Genomic DNA, 23,136 nt, shown 5'->3' on the forward strand with positions numbered 1-23,136 from the left:
CATTGACGGGTTGAACGACATGACCGAGAAACATCACGCCGAACTGGCCATTCCGGAGCACGACCCCGCCGACGGCAGGCAGATTCCGCCGCGCCAGGGTGAATTCCGCCGCGCGAAAATCGTGCTGATTGTCGTGGCGTTGCTGCTTGCGGCGGGTGCCGCGCGCACCATCGTCGCCAACGTGCTCCAGCGACGGGCCGTGGCCAGCGCCACGCTGGAAAACGCCAGGCAGTACGTGAGCGTTGTCACGCCGCATGCCAGCGCCGCGAGCGAGACCGTGCTGCCCGCCACGCTGCGCGGCGCCGTCGAGTCGCCGATTTACGCCCGGGCGACTGGCTATCTGCTGCACCGCTATGTCGACATTGGCGCGCGCGTGAAGTCGGGGCAGTTGCTGGCCGATCTCGACACACCGGAAATCGACCAGGAGCTCGCCCAGGCCATCGCCCAGCGCAACCAGATCAACGCCAGCCTGGGGCTCGCGAAATCGTCGCTCGAGCGGTGGCAGCAACTGCGCCAGCGCGATGCCGTCTCCCAGCAGGAACTCGACGAGCGTCAGAGCGCCTACACGCAAGGAATGGCGAATCTCGCCGCGGCCGACGCCAACGTCAAACGGCTGCAGCAGCTGGAATCGTTCAAGCGGATCGTGGCCCCGTTCGATGGCGTGATCACGCAGCGCAACGTCGACGTCGGCGATCTCATCGATGCCGGCAGCGGCAACAGCCGCGCGCTGTTCTCGCTGGCACAGACGGACCCGCTGCGGGTCTACGTCCAGGTGCCGCAGGCCTATGCGCAAGGCGTGGCGGTCGGCCAGCCTGTGGTGGTCACGCAGGCCGAACTGCCCGGCCGGCATTTCCACGGCAGGATCACCCACGTTTCCGGAGCCATCGACGTGGCGACGCGCTCGCTGCAAATCGAAGCGGCGCTGCCCAACCCCGACAACGAATTGCGCCCGGGCGCCTACGTGCAACTGGCGTTGCCCAATACCACGCAGGCGCATCTGAGCGTGCCCGCCAATGCGTTGCTGTTTCGCGCGGAAGGCCCGCGCGTGGCGGTCGTGGACGATCGGGGCATCGTGCATCTGAACAAGATCGTGATTGCGCGGGACCTCGGACAGACGCTGGAACTCGCCGACGGCGTATCGGCTACTGATCGCGTCATTGTCAACCCGAGCGACTCGATCGACGACGGCGACCACGTGATGGCCAAGGCGCTGGCCGTCAAGGGGCCGACCGGCGGCCGGGCGTCGGGCACGTCGCAGGGAGACAAATCGTGACCCTCGGCACGCACCGCGCCAAGCGGCCGGGACATTCGAGACGATTGGCCTGCCTTCGGTCATGCGCATCGGTGTTCGCCGCCGCGGCGGCGCTCGCGGGGTGTGCGGTCGGTCCCGACTACCATCGGCCCGACGTTGCCGCCCCGCCCGGCTGGAAGACCGACGGATTCTGGCGACTCGCGCAGCCATCGCACGCACCGTTGCAGCCCGACTGGTGGAAGGCGTTCGACGAACCCGCGCTCGACGCGCTCGAGACGCAGGCGCTTTCGCGCAACCAGACGCTCGCCGCCGCCGTGGCGCACTACGACCAGGCGCAGGCCGCGCTGGCGGGTGTCTCCGCCCAGCGTCTCCCCGAGATCGACGCATCTGTCGGACTGGCGCGACAGCGCATTTCGGCAAACCGTCCGCTCACGAGTTATTCGTCGGCAAGCATGTCGACGGTGCAGAACAACGTGCAGATCGGCCTTGGCGTGTCATACGATACCGATCTCTTCGGGCGAATCCGCCGTCAGGTCGAGGGCGCGCGGGCGAGCGCCGAACAGGCGGGCGATGATCTCGCCAATGCCAGGTTGGTCCTCACGACGCAACTGGCGAGTGCCTATTTCCAGTTGCGCGGGCTCGATGCCGAGATCCGCGTGCTCGACGAATCGGTGGCGCTACAACAGCGCGCGCTCGATTACGTGGGCGCGCAGCACGATCTGGGGGCGGTCTCGGGACTGGACGTTCTCCAGCAAAAATCGCAGCTCGACGCAACGCGCGTGCAGGCCAGGTTGCTTCATCAGCAGCGCGACCAGTACGAGCACGCGATTGCCGCGCTCGTCGGCGTGCCCGCCCCTGCCTTCTCCGTGCCGGTGGGAGCGTTACCCGCGTCGCTGCCGCCGATTCCGCTCGGCGTGCCGAGCGACGTGCTGCAGCGGCGCCCGGACGTGGCCTCCGCCGAGCGCAGCATGGCCGCCGCGAACGCGCAGATCGGCGTGGCGAAAGCGGCGTTCTTCCCCAGCCTGACGCTCAATCCGGGCATCGGCTGGCAAAGCACGGAGTTCGCCAACCTCCTCTCGGCGCCAAGTCTGCTCTGGACGCTGGGGACGATGGCCACGCAGGCGATCTTCGATAGCGGACGCCGTCAGGCGGGGGTCGATTACGCCAGCGCGGGCTACCGCGCCGTTGAGGCGAACTACCGCCAGACGGTACTCACCGCCTTCGAGCAAGTGCAGGACGGCGTGAGCGGGCTGTCGGTGCTCGACGCCGCCGCACATGAATCGCGGGCCGCGGTGGTCGACGCCCAGCGGCTGCTGAGTCTGGCCAACGATCGCTATTCGGGCGGCCTCACCGCCTATCTGAGCGTGATCACGGCGCAACAGGCGCTGCTCGCGAGCGAGCGTCAGGACGTCCAGATTCGCGTGCAGCAATGGGTGCTGTCGGTGGCGCTTATCAAGGCGCTGGGCGGCGGATGGCAACCTTCGGACGCATCCTCTGACTCGTATAATGCGCAAAGATGAGGTGACGAAATGAAAGTACTGATCGTTGAAGACGAACACAAGGTCGTGGACTACCTGCGCACGGGGCTGACCGAGCAAGGGTGGGTGGTCGATGTGGCGCTCGATGGCGAGGAAGGCACGCATCTGGCACTCGAGTTCGACTACGACGTGATCGTGCTCGACGTCATGCTCCCCAAGCGCGACGGCTTCGCCGTGCTCGGCTCGCTGCGCGAGCGAAAGTCCACGCCTGTCATCATGCTCACGGCACGCGATCATGTGAACGATCGCGTGCGCGGCCTGCGCGAAGGCGCGGACGACTACCTCACCAAGCCGTTCTCTTTCATCGAACTGGTGGAGCGGCTCCACGCACTGGCACGCCGCACGCGTGTACAGGAGTCGACGCTGATCTCGGTCGGGGACCTCTATGTCGACCTGATCGGCCGGCGCGCCTCGCGCGAGGGCCAGCGGCTCGATCTCACGGCCAAGGAATTCCAGTTGCTTTCGGTCCTGGCACGGCGTCAGGGCGACATCCTGTCGAAGACGGCCATCACGGAACTGGTCTGGGACGTGAACTTCGACAGCCACACGAACGTGGTGGAAACCGCGATCAAGCGCTTGCGCGCCAAGCTCGACGGCCCGTTTCAGACGAAACTGCTGCACACGGTTCGCGGCATGGGCTACGTGCTGGAGGTGCGCGAGGCCTGAGCGCCACGCGCCCGGATACGCCCAACGCATCGCGCCTCATGGTGAAACACTCGATCTCGCGCCGCCTCGCCGCCATGTTCGCCGTGGTCGCGCTGTCGGTGTTCGCGTTGGTGGGCGCCGCCCTCGACGTGATGCTGCGCGTCCAGCTCGAGCGGCACCTGCGCGAGTCGCTCGACGACCGGGCCCAGATCGCCCATATCATCGTCTATCACGGCAGCACGCCCGAGAAGTGGCAGTTGGTACGAGAGAAGCTGAGCGACATGACGCCGCGCGACGGCACCACCACTTATGCCGTGACGAGCGATGACCCGAATTACACCTATGGCACGCCGGTGATCGGGATGTTCGTCAAGCGACTGTCGAACGGCTACGTGCGGCTGCGGCCGGACGAGGGGGACGACGACATGCTGACCACGCGCGAAATTCTGCCGCCGTATGGCACTCGCCCCGCCGTCACACTACAGGTGGCCGCCAGCTATTCGCCCAATGAGCGCACGCTGCGCGCCTTCGGGCTGGGGCTGGCCGCGCTGTCGGCACTCGGCAGCCTGGCGGTGCTGATCCTCAGCTATTCGGTCACGAGACTCGGGCTCGCGCCACTGACCCGGCTCACGCGCGAGGCTTCCGAAATCCGCCCAGACAACCGGTCACAGCGACTCGACACGCGCTCACTGCCGGTGGAGCTCAACGACCTCGCCCACTCGTTCAACGGCGCGCTGGCCCGCCTCGACAGCGCATACGAGCGTCTGGAATCGTTCAACGCCGACGTGGCGCACGAACTGCGCACGCCAGTCACCATCCTGATCGGCCAGACCGAAGTCGCGCTCACGCGCGAGCGGCCGGTCGAGGACCTTCGCGTGCTGCTGCAATCCAACCTGGAAGAGCTCGGGCGCATGCGCACCATCATCAACGACATGCTCTTCCTGTCGCGCGCCGACCAGGGCGAGCGAGCCACGGGCCTCACCGGGCTGTCGCTGGCGAGCGAAGCTGCCCATACGCTGGAGTTTCTCGAAATTCCGCTGGAAGAAGCCCGGGTCACCGCGCGCTTGCACGGCGCGGCGTTTGCCCAGGTCAACAAGGCGCTGTTCGGACGTGCGCTGGCCAATCTGGTCATGAACGCCGTCGAACACTGCGCGCCCGGCGCCAATATCGATGTCCACATCACGCCGCTCGCCGCCGGAACCGAGGATGCCGGTCAGGTGCGCATCGAGGTGGTCAACCCCGGGGCGCCCATCCCCCGCGAGGTGCTTCGACACCTGTTCGATCGCTTCTTCCGGGCGGAGCCGTCGCGCACGAACAGCCGCGAGAACCACGGTCTGGGGTTGGCGATCGTCAAGGCAATCGCGGAGATGCATGGCGGCACCGTCTGGGCGCGCAGCGCCGACGGTCTCAATACCTTCGGGTTTTCGATCGCCACGGGGCGCGGGACGGGAAGGCCCGCCGGCGATCTCCCCCTTTTCTCCCAGGGGCATGAGAGCGCGGGCGTGCCAGCGCCCGTTGCGCGTCAAACGCCGTGAGATCTTCGGCCGCCCACGGTGTCGGCGTGCGATCCGGTGTGCGCTGGGCGCCGTAGATCCGATGCGCGGCGAGCCAGGCATCGGACAGGAACGCGTCGAGAAATGCGGGGTTGTCGTGAGGGTGCGCCGTGTCCGCATCGCGGGCGGCGGCGAGCAAGGCGACGTAGGTGCCATCGTCGAACTTCAAGGCAGACCGTGCCATGGCGATCTCCGGGACGCCAGCTTTACCAGGGGGCGTCGTCTCGCCGGCTCGCCTGACTGGCGATGCCGGCGAGACGGCCGTGACAGCAGCCGCACTCGCCCATGCCGTCGGGGGGTGCTCGCCGGGAGCGCTCAGGGCTTCGGCGCGGATGCCGGAACCGGCGGCACCCACTTGCGCTTGGCGTCCGGAGCTTGCGTGACGGCCAGGGCAACGGCCTCGGTGTAGTTCACTGTCACGGTATCGCCCACTTTCACCCCTTCCAGCAGCTTGGGATCTTCAACGGCGACATCCACGGTGCGCGAGGGACCGCGCACCGTGATGACGTTCGCGTTGCGGTCGATCTTCTGAACGGTGGCCACGACCGTCAGGTTGCGCGCGGCGTCAGCGCCCGGTCGCTGCCCCGGTGCCGCGCGATCAGCGCCTTCGGTCAGCACGCGGCTGCGAATCCCGTCGTTGCCGGGCGTGACGGAGATGGCCACGGAGCGCCGATACGCCACGACAACCTTGTCGCCCTTGCGCATCTGCTCGAAGTTCTTCACGTCCGGGCCGACGATGAAGGTCACCGGCTTGCCACGGTCGTCCGCGACCTGAATGGTGCGCTTCCTGGTATCGACGCCGAGCAGCGTGGTACGGAACTCGACGATGCCGCCCGCGACGATTGGCGCGGGACGCACAGGCTCCTGTGCGTGCGCCAACGTTCCCAACGACAACAGACCAGCAAGAATCATGGTTTGCGTGAGCTTCATGGAATGTCCTTTTGTTATCAATGCATGCGATTCCGCATTTCTGATTGCATTTTAATTAATTGTCCAAAATAAAACATCCGTCCGATCGCCCGTCAAAACAATCGCGATGTTTCCATCGGATAGTAACAAAATATTTCAAATCCGCGATGCAATTTTAAGCTGCATGCCAAATGCCAGTATTGCCTGCCGCGCCCGGGTCACCATGAAAATCTCGCCTGCAAATCAGGCAAATTCATGATTTTCAAAACATAAAAATATCATTACTTGATGCAAATCAAACTTCTTCCACTCCAGAAGGGAAATTTTTTCTTGGCCCTTCAGATGCCAGACACAATTTGTTACAGAATCACCTTTGGCATTCAAGAAATCCTTGGCTCTTTCGGATGATTGAAAATTTCCATAAAATTTGTCATCCAAATTACTTTTCATTCCGATACCGCTTGCTCCGCTGCCCCGTCTCGAAGGCCAGGCGGGAATTTTTTCCGGAAAGCGCCGGGGGAGATTCCTGCGATGCCGCTTGTACCGACGACAGCGAGAACGTTATCCTTGCGACATGAACCGTCGCATCCTCATCGCGCCCGAAGATGTTGAACTCACTGCCATGCGCGCCCAGGGCGCGGGTGGCCAGAATGTCAACAAGGTCTCCAGCGCCATTCACCTTCGCTTCGACGTAATGCGCTCGTCCCTGCCCGACGACGTCAAGTCACGTCTGCTTTCCCGACTCGATCAACGCATCACGCAGGAAGGCGTCATCGTCATCAAGGCCCAGCAGCACCGCTCGCAGGAACTGAACCGGGCCGACGCGCTCGCGCGTCTCCAGGCACTGGTCGACGCGGCGGCCGTGCCGCCGCGACGCCGCGTCCCTACCCGCCCCACGCTCGCCAGTCAGGTGCGCCGTCGCGATGCCAAGCAGGTGCGCTCGCGCGTGAAAGCGTCGCGAGGCAAGATTCACGCGAGTCACGACTAAAGATCATCATAGTTAGCTTTTATCGAAAAAAGATAATAACCACTATCTTTTCGATGGCAGCCAGCAAGATTGATGCTAATATAAAGCATCATTTTCTGAATAATGCTAATTATCATGAGCTTTATCGAACCGTTGATTGCGGCCCGAAAGGCGGCTGCGCTCACACAGGCGGAGTTGGCCGATCTGGCGGGACTGTCACGCATGACCGTGCAAAAAGTGGAGTCCGGCGCCCTCGACCCCCGCGTGTCCACCGTTCTGGAGATGGCGCGCGCGCTCGGCCTCGAGCCCATGCTCGTACCTGCCACCCTGCGGCATGAAGTCGAGGCCTTTCTGCGCTCCGGCGGCAAATATCTCGCCCAACCGAGCGGCGTGTCCGCCCCGCCCTCCATCGTCGAGACGCTCGCCGGCTGACCCGAGGCCCCGCATCGGACTTCCCGCCTATGAACATCAAATATCTGCGCGCCTACCTGTACATGCCCGACGGCACACGTCGCGCGATCGGATATCTGTCGCAATACGGCGACATCCTGCGCATGTCGTTCGATGAGGACTACATTGCCGATGCTCAGCGGCCAGTGCTCTCGCTCGCCTATCGCGGTGCCAATGAAACCGCCACGCGAGAGATTCTGGCGTCACCGCATGATGCCCGTCTCGTGCGTACCGACGGCCGCTGGCCTGTCTACTTCGAGAATTTGTTGCCCGAAGGACACAATCGGGAACGGCTCGCCGCCGAGCGCCGTTGCCCGCCTGATGACGAATTCGAATTGTTGGCGGCCGCCGGCCACGATCTGATGGGGGCGTTCGAAGTCGAGCCGGTCCCGGAACGCGAAGGCGTGCCCGACGTCGTCCATCGGTGGCACACGGCGCTCGGCCTCGAAATGGTGGAACCCGGCTTCGTGGACACGCCGGTGGAAGATGCCGCGTCGCTGCCCGGCGTCGTGACGAAGTTCTCGGCGATTCGCGACGGACGGCGCTATGTCGTGAAGCGCCACGGTCGCGCGGGATCGGTCATTCTCAAGTTGCCGACGACACGCCACCCCGATCTCGTGGAGAACGAATACACGGGCTATCAGCTCTGCGAAGCCCTGGGACTGGACTGCGCCAAGGCCGAGATCGTCTCTCGGCGCGACGCGGAGTTACCGGAGCAAGTGCCGTTCGAACACATCCTCGCCGTGCCGCGTTTCGACCGTCTGGCCGACGGACGGCGCGTGCACATGGAAGAGTTCGCCCAGGTGCTGCAATACCCGCCGCGAAGCAAATACGGGCGTGGCCTGAACGTCGACTACACGACGATGCTGCGGGTGCTGGACCAGTTGTCCGCACAACCCGTTCGCGATGTGCGAGAGTTCCTGCGACGCCTGATCGCCTTCATTCTGATCGGCAACACCGATGCCCACCTCAAGAACTGGGCGTTGACGTATCCCGACGCCCATACACCGCAATTGGCCCCCGTCTACGATCCCGTGTGCGTTGCTGCCTTCTTCCATGACGTGCCCGAGTCGCACTACGGCGTGAACCGGGCCATCGACAAGACCTTGCGGGCATTCGACTGGACCGCGCTCGACGGTCTGCTCAAAGGCGCCGGCCTGCTTCGCGTGAGCCGGCTGACGGCAATCGCGCGCGAAACGGTGCGCGACGCCCAGGAAAGATGGCCGGCACTGCTAGAGAACGCACCTCCCGCCGTACGCGCGACGGTGCTTGAGCGCCTGAATGGCGGCGTCGCCCTGACTGCCTGAGCTGGCCGACGTTTGCCGAGCACAACAGATCCAAAAAATATTACCCGGGTAATATTGAAAATCAATTAACACCCGGGTAATATTCGTCGGTATCGACATTCATGTCATCGTTACCGGAGTCTGCCGTGCCCTCTGCTTCACTCGGATATACCGTCTTTCGCGACTCGCGCCGTATTGCGTCGGGCTCGCTCGCCGATGCCGCCATCGCCTGCCAGCAGGCACTGATCGCCGACCCGCACGCCAGCGTGCTGATTTTCGACGATCGCACCGGCGATACGCGCGATGTCGACGTGCGCGGCACCGCTGCCGACATTCGCGCACGCTACCCGGCGCCGCACGACGCCGCGCCGCCTCCGGAGGACGCGCCCGCCAAGGGACGCGGCCGCCCGAAGCTTGGCGTGGTCGCGCGCGAAGTCACGCTGCTGCCGAGACACTGGGACTGGTTGGCCGAGCAACCGGGCGGCGCCTCGGTCGCGCTGCGCAAGCTGGTCGACGAAGCGCGTCGCCAACATGCCGGGCGCGACCTGCGCAGGCGAGCGCAGGCACGGACCTACAGCTTCATGTCCACAATGGCCGGAGATCTGCCGGAGTTCGAAGAGGCTTCACGCGCGCTCTTCGCGCACGATCTCGATGCGTTCGGCATGCGGATCGCGGCATGGCCCGATGACGTTCGCAGCCATCTGCTGCGACTGGCCTCCATGGACGATCTGGCAGACGACGTCGCGTAGTCCCCGCCATCGCCGCACCGTATGACGACGTGACCCTGGCGTCCCCGGTCTGATCGCCGGGGCGCCGGTCAACGACCGCCCCACTGATCCGAACACCCCATGCACCGGCGGACCGCCGCACCGGACGGGCCTCGCTTTGCCTGTCGTTTGGCACACGGCTTCGCGCCGCTTCTCCCCATCCCCCCACGATCAAGGATCGCCTCATCATGACACCACCGCTTGCTTCCCCACCCCGCCCGCTTTGGCGCACCTGGCTACTGATTGCCCTGCCGATGATGATGACCAACGCGCTACAGTCCCTGGCGGGTACCGTCGACGGCGTCTATCTCGGCCATCTGATCGGCACCGATGCCATCGCCGCGGTCTCGGCATTCTTTCCCGTCTTCTTCTTTTTGCTGGCGATCGTGATCGGTCTGTCGGCCGGCGCCACCGTGATGATCGGGCAGGCCTGGGGGGCGCGCGACGTGGTTCGCGTGCGCAACATCGCGAGTACTGCGCTGATGATGATGTTGGCTGCGGGCGTTGCCGTCAGCGTGCTTGGTGGCCTGCTCGCGACACCCATCATGCACGCCCTGGGCACACCCGCTCGCGTATTCGACGCGGCGACCGATTACGCCCGATGGATGTTCATCGGCATGCCCGTGGTTTTCGCGCTATGGCTCACGACGTCGATGAGTCGCGGTACCGGCGACGCCATTTCGCCGCTCTTCGCCCTGCTCGTCGCCACGCTGCTGTCGCTGATTCTCACGCCGGCGTTCATTTTCGGATGGGGGCCGCTGCCGCCGTTGGGTGCGACCAGCGCCGCCGCCTCAACCTTGCTCGCGTTCGGGATTTCGCTGCTCTGGATGGCCGCTTACTGGCGTCGCAAAAACCACCCGCTGGCGCTCGCGGCCAAATTCTGGCGCCACGTGAAATGGCATCCCGCGCTGGCGCGGGGCATTCTGCGCATCGGCGTGCCAACGGCCATGCAAATGCTGACGATGGCCGTCGCCGAGATGCTGTTGCTCGGCATGATCAACCGCCACGGCGCTGACGCGACCGCCGCGTATGGCGCCGTCACCCAGGTGCTTGGCTGGCTGCAGTTGCCGGTCATGACGCTGGGCATCACGGCATCGATTCTTGGCGCGCATGCAATCGGCGCAGGCCGAGGCGATCGCGTCGACGCGATCGTTCGCACGGGCATGCTGTGCAATCTGGGACTCACGGGCAGCCTGGTCGCCCTGGTCTACCTGGCGGCACCGACAATCATGGGTGGCTTCCTGACCGATCCGGCGGTGCTCGCTCTCGCCACGCGCCTGCTCCATACAGTGGCCTGGAGCGTGCTGGTCATGGGGATGACGGCCGTCCTGACGGGGGCGATGCGCGCCAGCGGCAAGGTTTGGGTGCCGATGTTGCTCGGCGCCCTCGGGCTGCTGGGCGTCGAGGTGCCGGCCGCCGTGATGTTCGAGCGGATCGCCGGGTTACCGGGCATCTGGTGGGCGTATCCGCTGGCGTTCATTGCAACGCTGGTAATGCAAAGTCTTTGCTACCGCAACTTCCGGCGCGCATCATGGCGCGCCCAGAGGAACATGAGCATGCCGGCACAGGACAGCAAGGCACCGACCCAGCCCGTCGACGTCCAGCCGTAGCCCGCCGAAATCGCCACGCCGCCGAGCCATGCGCCGGCGGCGTTGGCCATGTTGAACGCCGAATGGTTGAGCGCCGCCGCGAGCGTCTGGGCCTCCCCTGCAACATCCATCAGCCGAATCTGTAACGCCGGCCCGATGATGATGATCGTGCCGATCGCGAGCACGTTGACGCCGGCCAGCCATGGGCTCGCCGACGTGAAGGTGAACGCCGCGAGCAGCAACGCGGACCAGATGAGCGTGCCGCCGATGGCACGCATGAGCGACGCCGCGGCGACCAGCCGCGGGCCGATGACCGTACCGGCGACCATGCCGACACCGAACAGGGCCAGATAAAACGGCACCCAAGGTTCGGGTACCCCCGCCACCTGCATGAGCGTGGGCTTGATATAGCTGAACACCGCGAACATGCCGCCGAACCCGATCGCGCCAATCCCCAGCGTAAGCCAGACTTGCGAGCTTCGCAGTGCGCTCAGCTCGCGCAGCGGACTGGCGCCGTGCGGCGCCGGAGCGTCCGGTACCCACCGCCAGACCATCACAGCCGTCAATGCGCCAATCACACCTACCAGCACGAACGCCGCGCGCCAGCCAAGCCATTGGCCCAGACCGGCAGCGAGCGGCACACCAAAAAGCGTTGCCAATGTGAGCCCGAGCATGACCTGCCCCACCGCATGAACACGCCGGTGCGGCGGCACGAGCGACGCGCCCACCAGGGCCGCCACACCGAAATAGGTGCCATGCGGCAAGCCGCTCAGGAAGCGCAACACAATGAGCGCCACGTAGTTCGGCGCCAGTGCACTGGCGAAATTACCGACGGCAAACATCGCCATGAGTGCGATCAGGAAGGCCCGGCGCGGCAATCGCACCCCCAATACCGCGAGCAACGGTGCGCCGATCACCACCCCGAGCGCATAGGTACTGATGGCATGTCCCGCCTGCGGTATGGAAATATCGAGCCCACGGGCAACGTCGGGCAACAAGCCCATGATCACGAACTCACCCGTGCCGATGCCGAAGCCGCCCATGGCGAGTGCGACGAATGACAACCAGACAGGAATGGACGACGGCGGCAAGGCCTCATCCGCGTCAGCGGGAAGAACTTGGGGGTGCTCATTGCGATTCGGTGATGGCCGCCGGCGCGGCGCCGGTCAGACGGTCGATGACGGCAGGAAAAACGGCATCGGGGCGACGCAATGCCGCCACCCCGTTCGAGGGTGCCGATTTTACGTCAACACTTCGCCACCTGCAGGAAACGCTGTGCAACGCAGCATTACCAAAACCTCACAAATCCGGAGACTTTCTCCATTGCTGCGCGCCACATTACCGCATCGCAGCATTCACCCATAAAAAAACCGGCCCAGTGGGTGGGCCGGCAAGGTACGGTTGCGCTCCGGTTGCGGGAACCGGATGCAATCGTATTGGGGGTCTGCGAAGCCTACGAATCGCGGCGCGCGCACGTCGGCGTCGCACCGCGCGCTGGCCCGAGCGTCAGTGGTGATGTTGCTTCGCGTGCCACTGACCGGACTTGTCGTCCTTCTCGTACGTCTTTTTCACAGCAGTCCACGCTACTTTGTGAGCCGTTTCTTCGCGCGATTCATGATCCCGCCTCTCACCGGGATCCTTGTATTCGTCCCAGGCGGAATTGAAGGCCTTCAAGTAGATTTCCTGCGCATGAGACGGCAAATGGTCCTTGACGCTCGCGGGCAGTTCGTGAGTCTGTCGATAAGGCATGACGATCCTCCTTGCATATGCGATTCACGTGCAACTCAAGCACGATCCAAACGCGCCAATCGCTTTACGCACACTTTGCGTACGCCGTTCGTACGGCTTCGATGTCAGGCACCGCACGTTCCGGCCCCGCCGCATTCGCTCATATGTGCCCCATCAGCACCAGCAACACGACGATCAGCACGATCAGCCCAATACCGCCCGATGGGTAGTAGCCCCATCCGCGGCTATACGGCCAGGCGGGTACCGCACCGATCAACGCAAGAATCAAAACAATCAACAGGATGGTGCCAAGCATGACTTTCCTCCCTTGCCGATCCGACCTCAGTGAAGCAAACGCGCCACCACGCCAACCCATCGAGCACGCCTGCCCTCGGAAACATATTTTCCGGGAGGCCGCGTGGGCGGCTCCTCGACGGGCGGATCCAGCGGTCTGTCGGGCGGGGCATCGGCGTCGGTTCGTCGTCATCGGGCGGCGATTTCGGCGGCGGTGTCCCCGGCGGCTTACCCGGGTCATGGGGCTCGGGCAGGTGGGCGTACAGGCGGAGGGCCTGCGTCAACCGGCAAAATTCGAATTGACCCGGCATGCGCAATGTCTCGCCGCGCTCAATGCCAGTAAGGGTCGACGGTGTAATACGTATGCACCTGTTCGGCCCATTGCATGTCAGCCATGCTCGGCCAGTGATCCTTGTCGAACCCGGGCGCCTTCTTGAGCGCCTCCTTGTCGAGATTGAGAATGAAGCGCTTGTGCTCGACGTCGAGCTGGAGCGCATGCCAGGGAATGGCGAAGAGCTTGTCTCCCATGCCAAGAAAGCCGCCGAACGACAGCACCGCGTAGGCAACCGTGCCGCGCTGCACATCGAGCATGATGTGCTTGACCTTGCCGAGGCTCTCCCCGGCGGGATTCACCACATCTTCGGCATCGAGCGAGTCGGCGGCCATCACCGACGGGCCCGGACCGTCGGGCAACTCGTGCGAAGTTCCAACGATGCGGGCGCCTGATTGGGGCGTTTGTCCCCGTTCGGATTGCATGGTCATCATTTCCTCCTTCGTCCAGTGAATTGGGGACGCGCGAGCGCTTGCGGATCGCGAGACCTCGCGCGCCTTCGACGTGGCGAGAATGCGATTACTTGCCCGACACCTTGATGTCGTCCTTGACGTCGACAACCCCGTCAACGCCCTTGACCGTATCCACGACCAGCGTCCTCTGCGCCGACTGCGGCACCGACCCGGTCAGGTGCACCACGCCATGGCGCGTCGTGACGTGGACCTTGGTCGACGGCACGTCCTTCTTGGCGAGCAGCTCGGCCTTCACCTTCGCGGTCAGCGCGGCGTCGTCGATCTTGCGCCCGGTATCGCCCATGGCACCGCTTGCCGTCGCGTTGTCGGCGATCTTGATGATCCCGCCCTGGTCCAGGGCATGCGCGGCAATGCCGGTCGTTGCGAGCGCACCGGCCATAACGAGCTTGAGCAGATTGGCGTGTTTCATTGTTGACCTCCCGAAGTTGAGTGAAAAAAGCAAATGCGGTGTTGCCGCGTCAGATCTTGTGGCCCTCCTGACTCTCGCCGGGCCGGCTCATGGCCTTGCCGCGGCGTTCGTGCAACTGGTTGTCCACGCCTCGCACGCCGGGGACTTTTGAGACCACGGTCTGCACGACGTGCTGCATCCATCGTTCGGGCACATGGCCCGTGAGCAGGGTCAGCCCCGAGGTCACCGTCACGTCGACGTGCGAGACGTCCAGATCGTGCGCGTCGCGCAAGGCCGCGCGCACCTGCTCCCGCACGGCGACATCGGAGGGCGACGGGCCACGCGAGCGGGCCTGAACCGATGCATGAGCCGTCTGCTGCGGCGCTCCCGACACACCGGACACCTTTGCTGCCGTCCCGCTCACGCGCCCTTGCCCACCGCTACGGCCCCGACTCCCTTTTGCCTGTCCGTCCTGTCCCGCCTGTCCCGCCGATCGCGGTTCGGCCTTCGCATGCTGTTGCGCCGTGTCGGCGCCGACCGTTCCCTCGGGCCATTCGACCCGGCGGGCCTGCGAGAGGCTGCTGCCCGGCGGTACCTGGCCCGCGGTATCCCGCCCCGTGCCCGCGTAATCGTCGTGCGGTCCATATGCGCTTTGCCGCCCGAATCGCGGGTGGTCGCCCGGTGCGGCATCCGCGGGCCCGTAGCCGCTCTCCTCGCCATGAGCGATCTCCGGGGCATACCCGTGACCGCCCGCCAAATCCTTTGCGACGCGCTTCGCCTCGCCCGCCTTGGGGGACGACGCCCCCAACCAGGCGGGATCCGATTGCGCCTGCGCATGGGCGATTTGCGCGTCGCGGGCGACCGACTGGCGCGCCTCATGCGATTGCCCTTCGCTTTCGTTGTCGAATGCCGACGCCTGCGCACCGTGCGTCTCGGCGTCTCCATCTTCATGCGTGAGGGCATGCTGCTGGTGCTGCATCCCCTCGTCCTCGTCGGGCAACGACGGCACCGCACGCGTACGCTTCGCCATGACAACCTCCTCGACTGCCGCTCGGGTCCCGGCAATGGCTTCTGCATTCGGATCCGAACTGTTGAAATCGATTGTAGATAGCCAGGTTTCCCAAGCGAATCGGCGGAATCTGAAAGATGTGTAGGTGGACGCTGGCACGCTTCGATGCGTAGAAACGCCATCGAAACGCCCCCATCTCAACGATAGACAAAGCGCTTGAAAATCAAAGGACTGCAAGACCTACTAAAAGTCTTGCTCGAGCATGGGTGCGGGGCCGGGTATGGACGAATCGCGCCCTTCGGATCGTGCAACATCGGAGAATTCCTACAGGCAGCCGCAGGCGCCGCATTGCGCGGCGCCTCCCTCGCCTTCGGCGCGCCGGTTCAGTCCGCGTCCGAAGATGTCGGTGTTGCGTCCGACGGTGCCGCGACAACGCAATTCCGTCCTGCTGCCTTGGCCCGATAGAGGGCCTCGTCGGCCGCCTTGACGAGCGCGTCGACGGTTTCGTTGCCTCGCGGCCGGCGGCATGCCACGCCGACACTTACCGTCACGTGCCCGAAGTCGCTCGAGGGATGCGCCAGATTCAGTTGCTCCACCGAATGCCGGATCGCTTCGGCAACTCGCGTTGCGCCTGCGGCGTCGGTATCCGGCAGCACGGCGATGAACTCTTCTCCGCCGTAGCGGCCCGCCGCGTCCGACGGACGATTGAGCGCCGCCCCAATGGCGCCGGCCACCGCGGCGAGGGCCACATCGCCCGCCTGGTGGCCCTGCGTATCGTTGTAGCGCTTGAACCAGTCGATATCCACGAATGCCACCGCCATCGAGCGCTTCGCGCGGCGCATTCGCCGCCATTCGCTGGCAAGAATCCTGTCGAGCGAGCGCCGGTTCGACAGGCCGGTCAGCCCGTCGGTCCGCGCCAGCAGACGCAACTCCCGCTCGGCGCGCAAGCGCCGCCGCAACTGGGCGGCCAGCAAGATCGACGTCAAGATGAAACCCACGTTGAGCACCACGAAGAGCGCGCCGAATTCGACGGCGCGTCTGTGCCACGGCGCCAGCGCTTCGTTGCTCGACGTGACCACGATCAGCGTGAGCGGCGCATTGCCGAGCATGCGGCGCGACAGCAGGCTCTCGCGACCGAGGAAACGGATGGGATAGATTCGCTGGTCGTCGTTGCCTGATGGGAGCGCTTCGTAGCGACCGGTCTGCGCCATCGTCAGGCCCAGCACGCTGGCGTCGTAAGGCTTGCGCATCAGAATCGCGCCGTCCTTGCCGAGCAACAGGATCACGCCTTCCTTGCCGACCTCGACATGATCGAAGAGTTGCCGAAAGTAGTCGATGTCGACGGCCAGCGAGACCACACCGCCGAACGAACCGTCCGGCCGGCTGATCCGGCGGCTGAGCACCATCGTCGGCCGCCCCTCGCGTAAGCGTGAGCGGATGAACCCGCTGATGTACACGCCCTCATTGGGGTCGTCGCGGGGCACCGTAAAGTAATCGCGATCGGCAAAGTTGTACGGCCGCGGCACTTCGCTCTCCGCATCGATCACGATGTTGCCCTGGGGATCGAGCACCACCAGCGAGCCAATATAGCGCGAGGCGCGCGAGCGCTCGAAGATCAGTTCGCGACGCAGGGCGGGCGACAGCGCGTCGACGTCGCGGCGCGCGAGCAGATTCACCACCGCGTCGAGCGAAGCCTCGTAGAGCTGGAAGTTCAGTTCCAGATCGCGTTCGAGCACAGCGGCGATACTGCGCTGGTTATCGGCCGCGCGCGCGAGCACGAGCAACCGGCCCTCGTAGAGCAGCGCCACGGCAACCGCCGTCACCAGCGCGGAGATGCCCACGCCACTCCAGACGATCAGTGTGGGCGTGCGCGAGACCCACCGCACCGCCGACTTCACCTGCAGCACGATACGCGTCCGCCATCGTTGCATCGACATCCTTCCATCGTCTCCTGTAGTCTCGCCCGGCGATGATCACTGCATCGGGCTGCCCACGCGGCACGCCGACGGCCGCGGGTGAGCGCAGGCGGCACTGGCCCGCCGACGCTCAGGCGGTGAAGTCGGCCGCCATGTCGGCATCCGTGCGCGCCTCGAGCCGGCCGTCACGGCAAGCCTTGCGAAAGATGTCGTAATCGCGCTCGACCTGGTCCGCATACCCCGTCGAATAATGGACCAGCGCCGCACCCAGGCGAGCGCCCTTGCCGACGTATCCCACCAGCTCCGCCGCGCACCCGCCCGCCTTGGCATGCGCGCGCGCCAGCACCCAGCCACACAGGCGGGCGTACTCCCGAAAGCCGTCGGCGCGAAAAAGTTCGAATTGCGCGGATATCTTCATATCGCGCAACTGACGTCCGTAGATGGATCGCCCGAACGGACCGCTGCCCCATCCGAGAAATGCGTCGGATGCCGCCTGCATGAGGCGTTGCCCCTCCACCACGCGCCGCCCGTCATGCCTTGACGCCGTGCCTTTGAAGAAGCGCGAGACTACCGATTTCGATGCCTCCTTGAACTGGAGAAAGAGCGGCTGCTCGTGGGTATCCATCAACAGCAGCACCAGGCATCTCGTGCCCACGCTGCCCACCCCCACGACCTTGAAGGCGAGGTCCTCCCGGGTATAGGCCGAGAGCATGCTCGCGCGATCCGGCGGCAACGAATTCAAATAGCTCTGGTAGACGGGGGAAAACAGCGTACGCCAGTCGCCCAGCCCCAGCCAATCGTCCTCGGGGCCGAACAGGGTCGTGGCGCCGTGCACGTGAAACACCGTTGGCGGCGTATCGCGGATCAGCCATTGGTCGCCGATCTGCTGCGCGAACTTGGGCAGTACGTTCTCGTGCGTACGACCAGACGCCCGGGCAATCCCGCGTTTGACGCCCTCGCGCACCCGCTCGGTCTGTGCGAGATTGAGCATGCGCTCGAAAGTGACCTGCTCGTGCCACAGCGCGATGGTCGGCATGTGCGCGTATTCGTCCAAACGCTTCGCATAGCTGTCAACGGCCGCGCGCACCATCTCCACGCCCAGCGTGTCGCCGAAGCCGAACTGGCGGGCGGCGAGCACCAGACTGACGCATAACCGCTTGAGATCCCACTCCCACGGCCCGGGAGCGGTTTCGTCGAAATCGTTCAGATCGAAGATCAGTGTGCGCTCGGGCGTGGCGAACCCGCCGAAATTGGCCAGATGGCAGTCCCCGCAAATCTGCAGGGTCAGCCCGCTGTTCGGCGTGCCGGCCAGATCGTGCGCCTGCACGATGGCGCTTCCCCGAAAGAAGGCGAATGGCGACGCCAGCATGCGGCCATAACGCAGCGGGACCAGGGCGGCGACGCGTCCTTCGCTGCTGATGCGCAACAACTCGACGGCGTCGCGATCAGTCCTGCCCAGATGCGAGTGGCTGCGTCGAGGCGTCGTCTCACGAAGCTTGCGCCCCGCGGCAACACGCGCCTCGAAAGGCACCGCGGGGGGTGTCGCCGTGCCGGAATCCGCGAGCGCAGACGAGGTATTCGACTGCATCGACCTCGCGGCCGGTTTGAGTTTCAACGCGGCAAGACCGGCCGCCGGCGCCGACGGCGCAGGCAATGGATTAGCGGGCATGTCCGACTCCTTCTTCCAATGGGACCGCCGCGGACTGCGCTGGCGCGGGGTACCACTGGGCCGGTCGAAGCGTCAATGGCGAGTCCGGTTGTGCCTGGAAATGCGGCGACATGATCTGCACGCCGTATTGGTTGAAAACGTCCTGGATGTTCTCATGCAGTGCCGAGATGGCCGCGAACCGGGTGGAGGGATCCCGCAAGGTCGCAAAGACCTCATACTCCACGTAGAAGTCGGACAACGCTCGTTGCAGCACGAACGGCGCCGGTTCAGAGACGACCTGTGGCGTCTTCCCGGCCGCCTCGATCAGCATGGCGTGGACCTGGCGCCAGGGCGTGTCATAGCCGATCGTGAGGGAGGTGCTGATCGCCGCGCCACGCTCGCGCCCCTGCGCCGAAAAATTGCGCACGGTCGACGCCACGACAACCGCGTTGGGAATCGTCAATTCCTCTTTCGCCAGATTCACGATCTTCACCGACAAGGCATCCACCCCCACCACCACACCGGTGGCGTCACCGATCGAGACGAGATCCCCTTTCCTGAGCGCGCGGCTGTATATCACGACCATGCCGCTCATCAGTTGATTCACGATGCCGCTCGAGCCCAGTGTCACCATGAGACCCAGAAGGACCGAAAGGCCCTTGAAGACGTCGCTCTGGGCCCCCGGCATGTATGGGTAGGCGAAGGTCAGCGCCAGTCCCCAGACGACGACCGACACCAGGCGACGCGTCGCACCGGCCGTCTCGGGGTGCATGCCGGGAATGGTCAGACGCCCGCTTTGGACGGCATCGAACACATTGTTGATCAGACTTTGCAACGCCCGCGTGAGCAGGAAGATGACGATGACGGTCACGATCCCCGGAATTGCACCTGCCACGCCAAGGCCGAACCGATCGACCAGCGTCCAGAGAAAGTCGGACAGGCGCCCGGCCAGCGGCTGGCTTGCCGGGAATTGCATCAGCACGAAGATCAGGTAGAGATAGGCGAACGCCAATGCCAGGCAGACCGCACCGATCTGCACGACCTGATGGACCAGATGGACGGCCGAGCCCGTCCAGTCGAAGCTACGGGTGGTTCGCTGAAGGACACGCTTCTCGAAAGCCGTCCGCAAGCGCGTCTCGAGCCGTGTACGCATGCGGCCCACGCCGATCACCAGTAGCGCCAGCACGCCCGCGCCGAGCGCGCTGAGCGCCACGCCGCGCAGGATGGTCGGCCAGTGCAGTTGTTCGCGCCGGGCAGCGAAGGCCACCTGCAGGCGCCCACGGATCTCGTCCGCGACGACGTCCAGCGCGCGTGGATCGCCCGGCGCCAGGTCTTCGGTCGTCAGCGCGAAAAGAATGCGGTCCTGAACCCGGAATGCGACGCCCGACATCCCGCCGAGCGAGGCGTGCAGCACGTCGACCGGCGCGTCGAGCGCCCGCGGCGGCAGGCGCTCGAGGACTGACCGCGCCCGGGCCGCACGCACCGCCGGGGTGGCGCCGCCGAGCGTGCCGCGAAAGGTCGCCACGGGTCGATCCATGAAGCGCAATTCGACCCCGTCCTGAGTGTCGGCGCTCGCGGCCGCGCCGGTCGGTCCGCCAGCAGCAACCTGGACGGGCGCCTCGGCCGCATCCCCATGGGTGTTCGGCGCAGCCCCCGCTGTTGCCGCCATTGCCGGGACGGATCCCAGCCCCGGCGCGACGCTCATTGCACACACCACCAGCACTTGCAACAGCCTCATGCGAAGGCGCATATCACGGCTCCCGCGGGCAAGTTGGCCACCAAGAATTGACGCAGTGCGAGGAAATCCGACGGAAATCAGGCAAAATCGAGGGCTGCCGTATTCTGCCCCCGACCGTTCCCGGATCGTTGTCCCCGAATTCCGAAAATTCCGAATTCGCGGTCCCGACGGTTACCGGTTGCCGCCGGCCCGGCGCATGGGCGATGCACGCTGGATTCAGCCCGGTACGTACATCGCAGGCCACGTCCGGCCGGAGCGGGGTATGGACGGATTATTCACTATGGCATCGGCACTGTCGAGCATCGGCGCAGCACGCGCGCATGCCAGCCGATTCCGTTGTGCCCGCGCCCCGGGAATGTCGGAAAAATTCCGACATGGAATCCTCAACTATGGGCGATATCTGCCGATAAACAGATTGGCGGGACCTTTCAGTCGGTTTTCATATGTCCAGTTCGTACAGTGGTTGGCTCGTAGCGTTATCGCTTGCAGTTGCGGTACTGGCGTCATTCACGGCGCTCGACCTCTCGGGTCGCATCTATCTCATGACGCGCCGTGGCATGCGCCACGCCTGGCTCGCCGTGGGCGCGACAGCCATGGGTATCGGCATCTGGTCGATGCACTTCATCGGCATGCTCGCCTTGTCGCTCTCGCCGTCCTGGTCGCCATTCGCGTCGCACACCGCGATCCCGCTCGGCTACGATCCGGTGCTGACCGCCGCGTCGCTTGCCATCGCCATCGTCATTGCGTGGGCCGCCCTGTGGATGATCGCCAGCGAGCACTTCACCCGCCGGCGCGTCGCGGCCGCCGGTGTCACGCTGGGCATCGGCATTGCCGCCATGCACTACAGCGGCATGGCGGCAATGAAGATGAACCCGGCGATCGAATACGATCCGCTGCTCTTCTCGGCATCGATCCTCATCGCGATCCTGGCCGCCACCGCAGCACTCTGGATCGCGCGCACCCTGCGCGACGGCAGCCTGCGCTACGTGATGTCGAAACGGGTCGGCGCGGCCGTGGTCATGGGGCTGGCGATCACGGCAATGCATTACACCGGCATGGCGGCCGCGAACTTCGCGCCGGGCGCCGTCTGCGGCGCCGCGACCGGCGTGAGCTCTCAATGGCTGGTCACCACGGTAAGTCTGTTCACGTTCCTGATTCTCGCGACCACGCTGCTCGTCTCCCGGCTGGACGCACGCACCAGTTTCCTGGCCAATTCCGTCATGCAGCTCAATTCGCAGATCGCGCGCATGGCGACGTACGACTCCCTGACCGACCTGCCCAACCGCCGGGCGCTGCATGACGCAGCGGCGCGCATGCTCATCAACTCGCGTCGCGACCAGCGTCGCTTCGCGGTGCTGTTCATGGATCTGGACGGCTTCAAGACGATCAATGACTCGCTCGGGCACAACGTGGGCGACGACGTCCTGCGCGCCTTCGCCAAGCGTCTGCGCAAGAACGTGAACGGCGACGATGTGGTCGCCCGGCTGGGCGGCGACGAATTCGTCGTGCTGCTGGGCTCGCTGTCGTCGCCCGAGGTCGCGGGCCGCGTCGCCCAGCGCCTGCTCGATGACATGCGCGACGGCCTGCGCGTGGGCGATCAGTCGCTGCACGTCATGCCGAGCATCGGCGTGGCCCTGTTCCCGGACGATGGCGACAGCATCGATCTGCTGCTCAAGCACGCCGATACGGCCATGTACGAGGCCAAGCGCGCCGGGCGCGGCATCTTCCGCTACTTCGAGCCGCGCATGAACGCCGCCGCGCAGCGCACCTGGGAAATCCAGCAGGCGTTGCACGACGCGCAAGCGGAACAGTATTTCTCGCTTCACTTCCAGCCGAAGTACCGAGGCGACACGGAGGCGCTCGCTGGCGCGGAAGCCTTGCTGCGCCTCACGCACCCGACCTTCGGCGAGCTGCAGCCGGTCGATTTCATCCCGGTGGCCGAACGCACGGGGCAGATCGTGCAGATCGGCTATTGGGTCGTGCGCGCCACCTGCGAGCACATCAAGCAGTGGGACGCGGCCGGACTGCCGCCAGTGAAGGTCGCCATCAACCTCTCACCCCGGCAGTTGGCACAGTCGCAACTGGTAGAGAATATTCTGGAGATCGTGCACACCGCGGGCGTGTCGTGCGACCGGCTGATGTTCGAGATCACCGAGACGGTGGCGATGTTCGACGCCCAGCACACGATCGACGTGATCCGCGCATTTCAGGAGCACGGCTTCGAAGTCGCCATCGACGACTTCGGAACGGGATACTCCAGTCTGGCGTACCTGCAACGCTTTCGCGTCAAGCAACTGAAGATGGACCGCTTCTTCACGAACGGTCTCGATACCTGTGGGCGCGAAGGCAGCGCCGTCGTATCGGCCATCATCGCACTGGCCCACTCGCTGGATATGGACGTCGTGGCCGAAGGCGTGGAGACGGCGTCGCAGCGCGAAGCACTGAAGACACTCGATTGCGACGAGTTGCAGGGCTTCCTGCTGGGCAAGCCGCTTACCGGTGAAGCGTTCGCGCGGCTGCTCGCCTCGCGGCCTGGAATGCCGGGCACTCCGGCGATGGCCTGAGCGGCTGCCGCGCCCATTCGGCATCGCGCTGACGCACACGACCCGCGGGCAATGGCGGCAATCCGCCAGGCAGGCCCTGCCCGGCGGTTGC

The 23,136-nt window shown here is 65.0% G+C and carries 20 protein-coding genes; 10 read left to right on the forward strand and 10 right to left on the reverse strand.

What is annotated here, in order from left to right; all coding sequences use genetic code 11:
- Positions 1-19: 19 nt before the first annotated feature.
- From LV28_RS36525 to LV28_RS36540, 4 genes are read left to right on the forward strand one after another with little or no spacing between them, the layout of a single operon-like run.
- Positions 20-1,273 carry an efflux RND transporter periplasmic adaptor subunit gene (locus tag LV28_RS36525; protein ID WP_038621041.1) on the forward strand — a complete coding sequence of 418 codons (1,254 nt, stop codon included), beginning with the start codon at positions 20-22 and terminating at the stop codon, positions 1,271-1,273.
- A 44-nt stretch (positions 1,274-1,317) separates the two neighbouring features.
- Positions 1,318-2,772, forward strand: a complete 1,455-nt coding sequence (locus tag LV28_RS36530) for an efflux transporter outer membrane subunit (protein ID WP_038621039.1) — start codon at positions 1,318-1,320, stop codon at positions 2,770-2,772.
- A gap of 9 nt (positions 2,773-2,781) precedes the next feature.
- Positions 2,782-3,456, forward strand: a complete 675-nt coding sequence (locus LV28_RS36535) for a heavy metal response regulator transcription factor (RefSeq protein WP_023596091.1) — start codon at positions 2,782-2,784, stop codon at positions 3,454-3,456.
- A gap of 41 nt (positions 3,457-3,497) precedes the next feature.
- Positions 3,498-4,970 (forward strand): heavy metal sensor histidine kinase, encoded by a 1,473-nt coding sequence (locus LV28_RS36540; RefSeq protein WP_115344524.1) that lies wholly within the window; start codon positions 3,498-3,500, stop codon positions 4,968-4,970.
- A 333-nt stretch (positions 4,971-5,303) separates the two neighbouring features.
- Here the strand turns inward: LV28_RS36540 and LV28_RS36545 are convergent, their stop codons facing one another.
- Entirely contained in the window at positions 5,304-5,918 is a 615-nt protein-coding gene (locus LV28_RS36545) for a hypothetical protein (protein WP_025249208.1), read from the reverse strand.
- A gap of 553 nt (positions 5,919-6,471) precedes the next feature.
- Between LV28_RS36545 and arfB the strand changes: the two genes are divergently transcribed.
- The 5 genes from arfB (at position 6,472) to LV28_RS36570 (ending at position 10,977) form a co-directional block, all read left to right on the forward strand.
- Positions 6,472-6,885, forward strand: a complete 414-nt coding sequence (arfB, locus tag LV28_RS36550) for an alternative ribosome rescue aminoacyl-tRNA hydrolase ArfB (RefSeq protein ID WP_023596094.1) — start codon at positions 6,472-6,474, stop codon at positions 6,883-6,885.
- A gap of 114 nt (positions 6,886-6,999) precedes the next feature.
- Entirely contained in the window at positions 7,000-7,296 is a 297-nt protein-coding gene (locus LV28_RS36555) for a helix-turn-helix transcriptional regulator (protein ID WP_023596095.1), read from the forward strand.
- Positions 7,297-7,325: 29 nt separating this feature from the next.
- Positions 7,326-8,621 (forward strand): type II toxin-antitoxin system HipA family toxin, encoded by a 1,296-nt coding sequence (locus LV28_RS36560; protein WP_023596096.1) that lies wholly within the window; start codon positions 7,326-7,328, stop codon positions 8,619-8,621.
- 125 nt (positions 8,622-8,746) lie between these two features.
- The gene (locus LV28_RS36565) at positions 8,747-9,349 is read left to right on the forward strand and encodes a DUF2239 family protein (RefSeq protein ID WP_025249210.1); all 603 of its coding nucleotides are present in this window, start codon (positions 8,747-8,749) and stop codon (positions 9,347-9,349) included.
- 206 nt (positions 9,350-9,555) lie between these two features.
- Positions 9,556-10,977 (forward strand): MATE family efflux transporter, encoded by a 1,422-nt coding sequence (locus tag LV28_RS36570; RefSeq protein WP_023596098.1) that lies wholly within the window; start codon positions 9,556-9,558, stop codon positions 10,975-10,977.
- Here the strand turns inward: LV28_RS36570 and LV28_RS36575 are convergent.
- From LV28_RS36575 to LV28_RS36615, 9 genes are all read right to left on the reverse strand, one after another.
- Positions 10,875-12,047, reverse strand: coding sequence for an MFS transporter (locus LV28_RS36575; protein ID WP_023874244.1), 1,173 nt, complete (start codon positions 12,045-12,047; stop codon positions 10,875-10,877). The genes LV28_RS36570 and LV28_RS36575 overlap by 103 nt on opposite strands.
- Positions 12,048-12,462: 415 nt before the next feature.
- Positions 12,463-12,705: a ChaB family protein gene (locus tag LV28_RS36580; protein ID WP_023874243.1), complete on the reverse strand. Its 243-nt coding sequence runs from the start codon at positions 12,703-12,705 to the stop codon at positions 12,463-12,465.
- 139 nt (positions 12,706-12,844) lie between these two features.
- Positions 12,845-13,000: a DUF3309 family protein gene (locus tag LV28_RS36585; RefSeq protein WP_023596102.1), complete on the reverse strand. Its 156-nt coding sequence runs from the start codon at positions 12,998-13,000 to the stop codon at positions 12,845-12,847.
- A gap of 308 nt (positions 13,001-13,308) precedes the next feature.
- Entirely contained in the window at positions 13,309-13,734 is a 426-nt protein-coding gene (locus tag LV28_RS36590) for a PRC-barrel domain-containing protein (protein ID WP_369798647.1), read from the reverse strand.
- A 94-nt stretch (positions 13,735-13,828) separates the two neighbouring features.
- The gene (locus LV28_RS36595) at positions 13,829-14,191 is read right to left on the reverse strand and encodes a BON domain-containing protein (RefSeq protein ID WP_023596103.1); all 363 of its coding nucleotides are present in this window, start codon (positions 14,189-14,191) and stop codon (positions 13,829-13,831) included.
- A 49-nt stretch (positions 14,192-14,240) separates the two neighbouring features.
- Positions 14,241-15,200 carry a BON domain-containing protein gene (locus LV28_RS36600; RefSeq protein WP_048806338.1) on the reverse strand — a complete coding sequence of 320 codons (960 nt, stop codon included), beginning with the start codon at positions 15,198-15,200 and terminating at the stop codon, positions 14,241-14,243.
- A 362-nt stretch (positions 15,201-15,562) separates the two neighbouring features.
- Positions 15,563-17,116, reverse strand: coding sequence for a sensor domain-containing diguanylate cyclase (locus tag LV28_RS36605; RefSeq protein WP_023596105.1), 1,554 nt, complete (start codon positions 17,114-17,116; stop codon positions 15,563-15,565).
- A gap of 109 nt (positions 17,117-17,225) precedes the next feature.
- Positions 17,226-18,764, reverse strand: coding sequence for a DUF2252 domain-containing protein (locus tag LV28_RS36610; protein WP_025249213.1), 1,539 nt, complete (start codon positions 18,762-18,764; stop codon positions 17,226-17,228).
- Positions 18,754-20,481: a mechanosensitive ion channel family protein gene (locus LV28_RS36615; RefSeq protein ID WP_160117950.1), complete on the reverse strand. Its 1,728-nt coding sequence runs from the start codon at positions 20,479-20,481 to the stop codon at positions 18,754-18,756. Before LV28_RS36615 ends, LV28_RS36610 begins: the two co-directional genes overlap by 11 nt.
- Positions 20,482-20,924: 443 nt before the next feature.
- Here LV28_RS36615 and LV28_RS36620 point away from each other — a divergent pair, with 443 nt between their 5' ends.
- Positions 20,925-23,045, forward strand: a complete 2,121-nt coding sequence (locus tag LV28_RS36620) for a putative bifunctional diguanylate cyclase/phosphodiesterase (protein WP_038617405.1) — start codon at positions 20,925-20,927, stop codon at positions 23,043-23,045.
- Positions 23,046-23,136: the final 91 nt, after the last annotated feature.

The organism is Pandoraea pnomenusa (genome assembly GCF_000767615.3).
GTDB classification, from domain to species: Bacteria; Pseudomonadota; Gammaproteobacteria; order Burkholderiales; family Burkholderiaceae; genus Pandoraea; species Pandoraea pnomenusa.

Bases quoted from the DNA above. Each gene is read 5' to 3' on its own strand.
- LV28_RS36525 (WP_038621041.1), top strand. From the start codon at position 20: ATGACCGAGAAACATCACGCCGAACTGGCCATTCCGGAGCACGACCCC.
- LV28_RS36535 (WP_023596091.1), top strand. From the start codon at position 2,782: ATGAAAGTACTGATCGTTGAAGACGAACACAAGGTCGTGGACTACCTG.
- LV28_RS36545 (WP_025249208.1), bottom strand. From the start codon at position 5,918: ATGAAGCTCACGCAAACCATGATTCTTGCTGGTCTGTTGTCGTTGGGA.
- arfB (WP_023596094.1), top strand. From the start codon at position 6,472: ATGAACCGTCGCATCCTCATCGCGCCCGAAGATGTTGAACTCACTGCC.
- LV28_RS36555 (WP_023596095.1), top strand. From the start codon at position 7,000: ATGAGCTTTATCGAACCGTTGATTGCGGCCCGAAAGGCGGCTGCGCTC.
- LV28_RS36560 (WP_023596096.1), top strand. From the start codon at position 7,326: ATGAACATCAAATATCTGCGCGCCTACCTGTACATGCCCGACGGCACA.
- LV28_RS36570 (WP_023596098.1), top strand. From the start codon at position 9,556: ATGACACCACCGCTTGCTTCCCCACCCCGCCCGCTTTGGCGCACCTGG.
- LV28_RS36580 (WP_023874243.1), bottom strand. From the start codon at position 12,705: ATGCCTTATCGACAGACTCACGAACTGCCCGCGAGCGTCAAGGACCAT.
- LV28_RS36585 (WP_023596102.1), bottom strand. From the start codon at position 13,000: ATGCTTGGCACCATCCTGTTGATTGTTTTGATTCTTGCGTTGATCGGT.
- LV28_RS36590 (WP_369798647.1), bottom strand. From the start codon at position 13,734: ATGCAATCCGAACGGGGACAAACGCCCCAATCAGGCGCCCGCATCGTT.
- LV28_RS36595 (WP_023596103.1), bottom strand. From the start codon at position 14,191: ATGAAACACGCCAATCTGCTCAAGCTCGTTATGGCCGGTGCGCTCGCA.
- LV28_RS36600 (WP_048806338.1), bottom strand. From the start codon at position 15,200: ATGGCGAAGCGTACGCGTGCGGTGCCGTCGTTGCCCGACGAGGACGAG.
- LV28_RS36605 (WP_023596105.1), bottom strand. From the start codon at position 17,116: ATGTCGATGCAACGATGGCGGACGCGTATCGTGCTGCAGGTGAAGTCG.
- LV28_RS36610 (WP_025249213.1), bottom strand. From the start codon at position 18,764: ATGCCCGCTAATCCATTGCCTGCGCCGTCGGCGCCGGCGGCCGGTCTT.
- LV28_RS36615 (WP_160117950.1), bottom strand. From the start codon at position 20,481: ATGAGGCTGTTGCAAGTGCTGGTGGTGTGTGCAATGAGCGTCGCGCCG.
- LV28_RS36620 (WP_038617405.1), top strand. From the start codon at position 20,925: ATGTCCAGTTCGTACAGTGGTTGGCTCGTAGCGTTATCGCTTGCAGTT.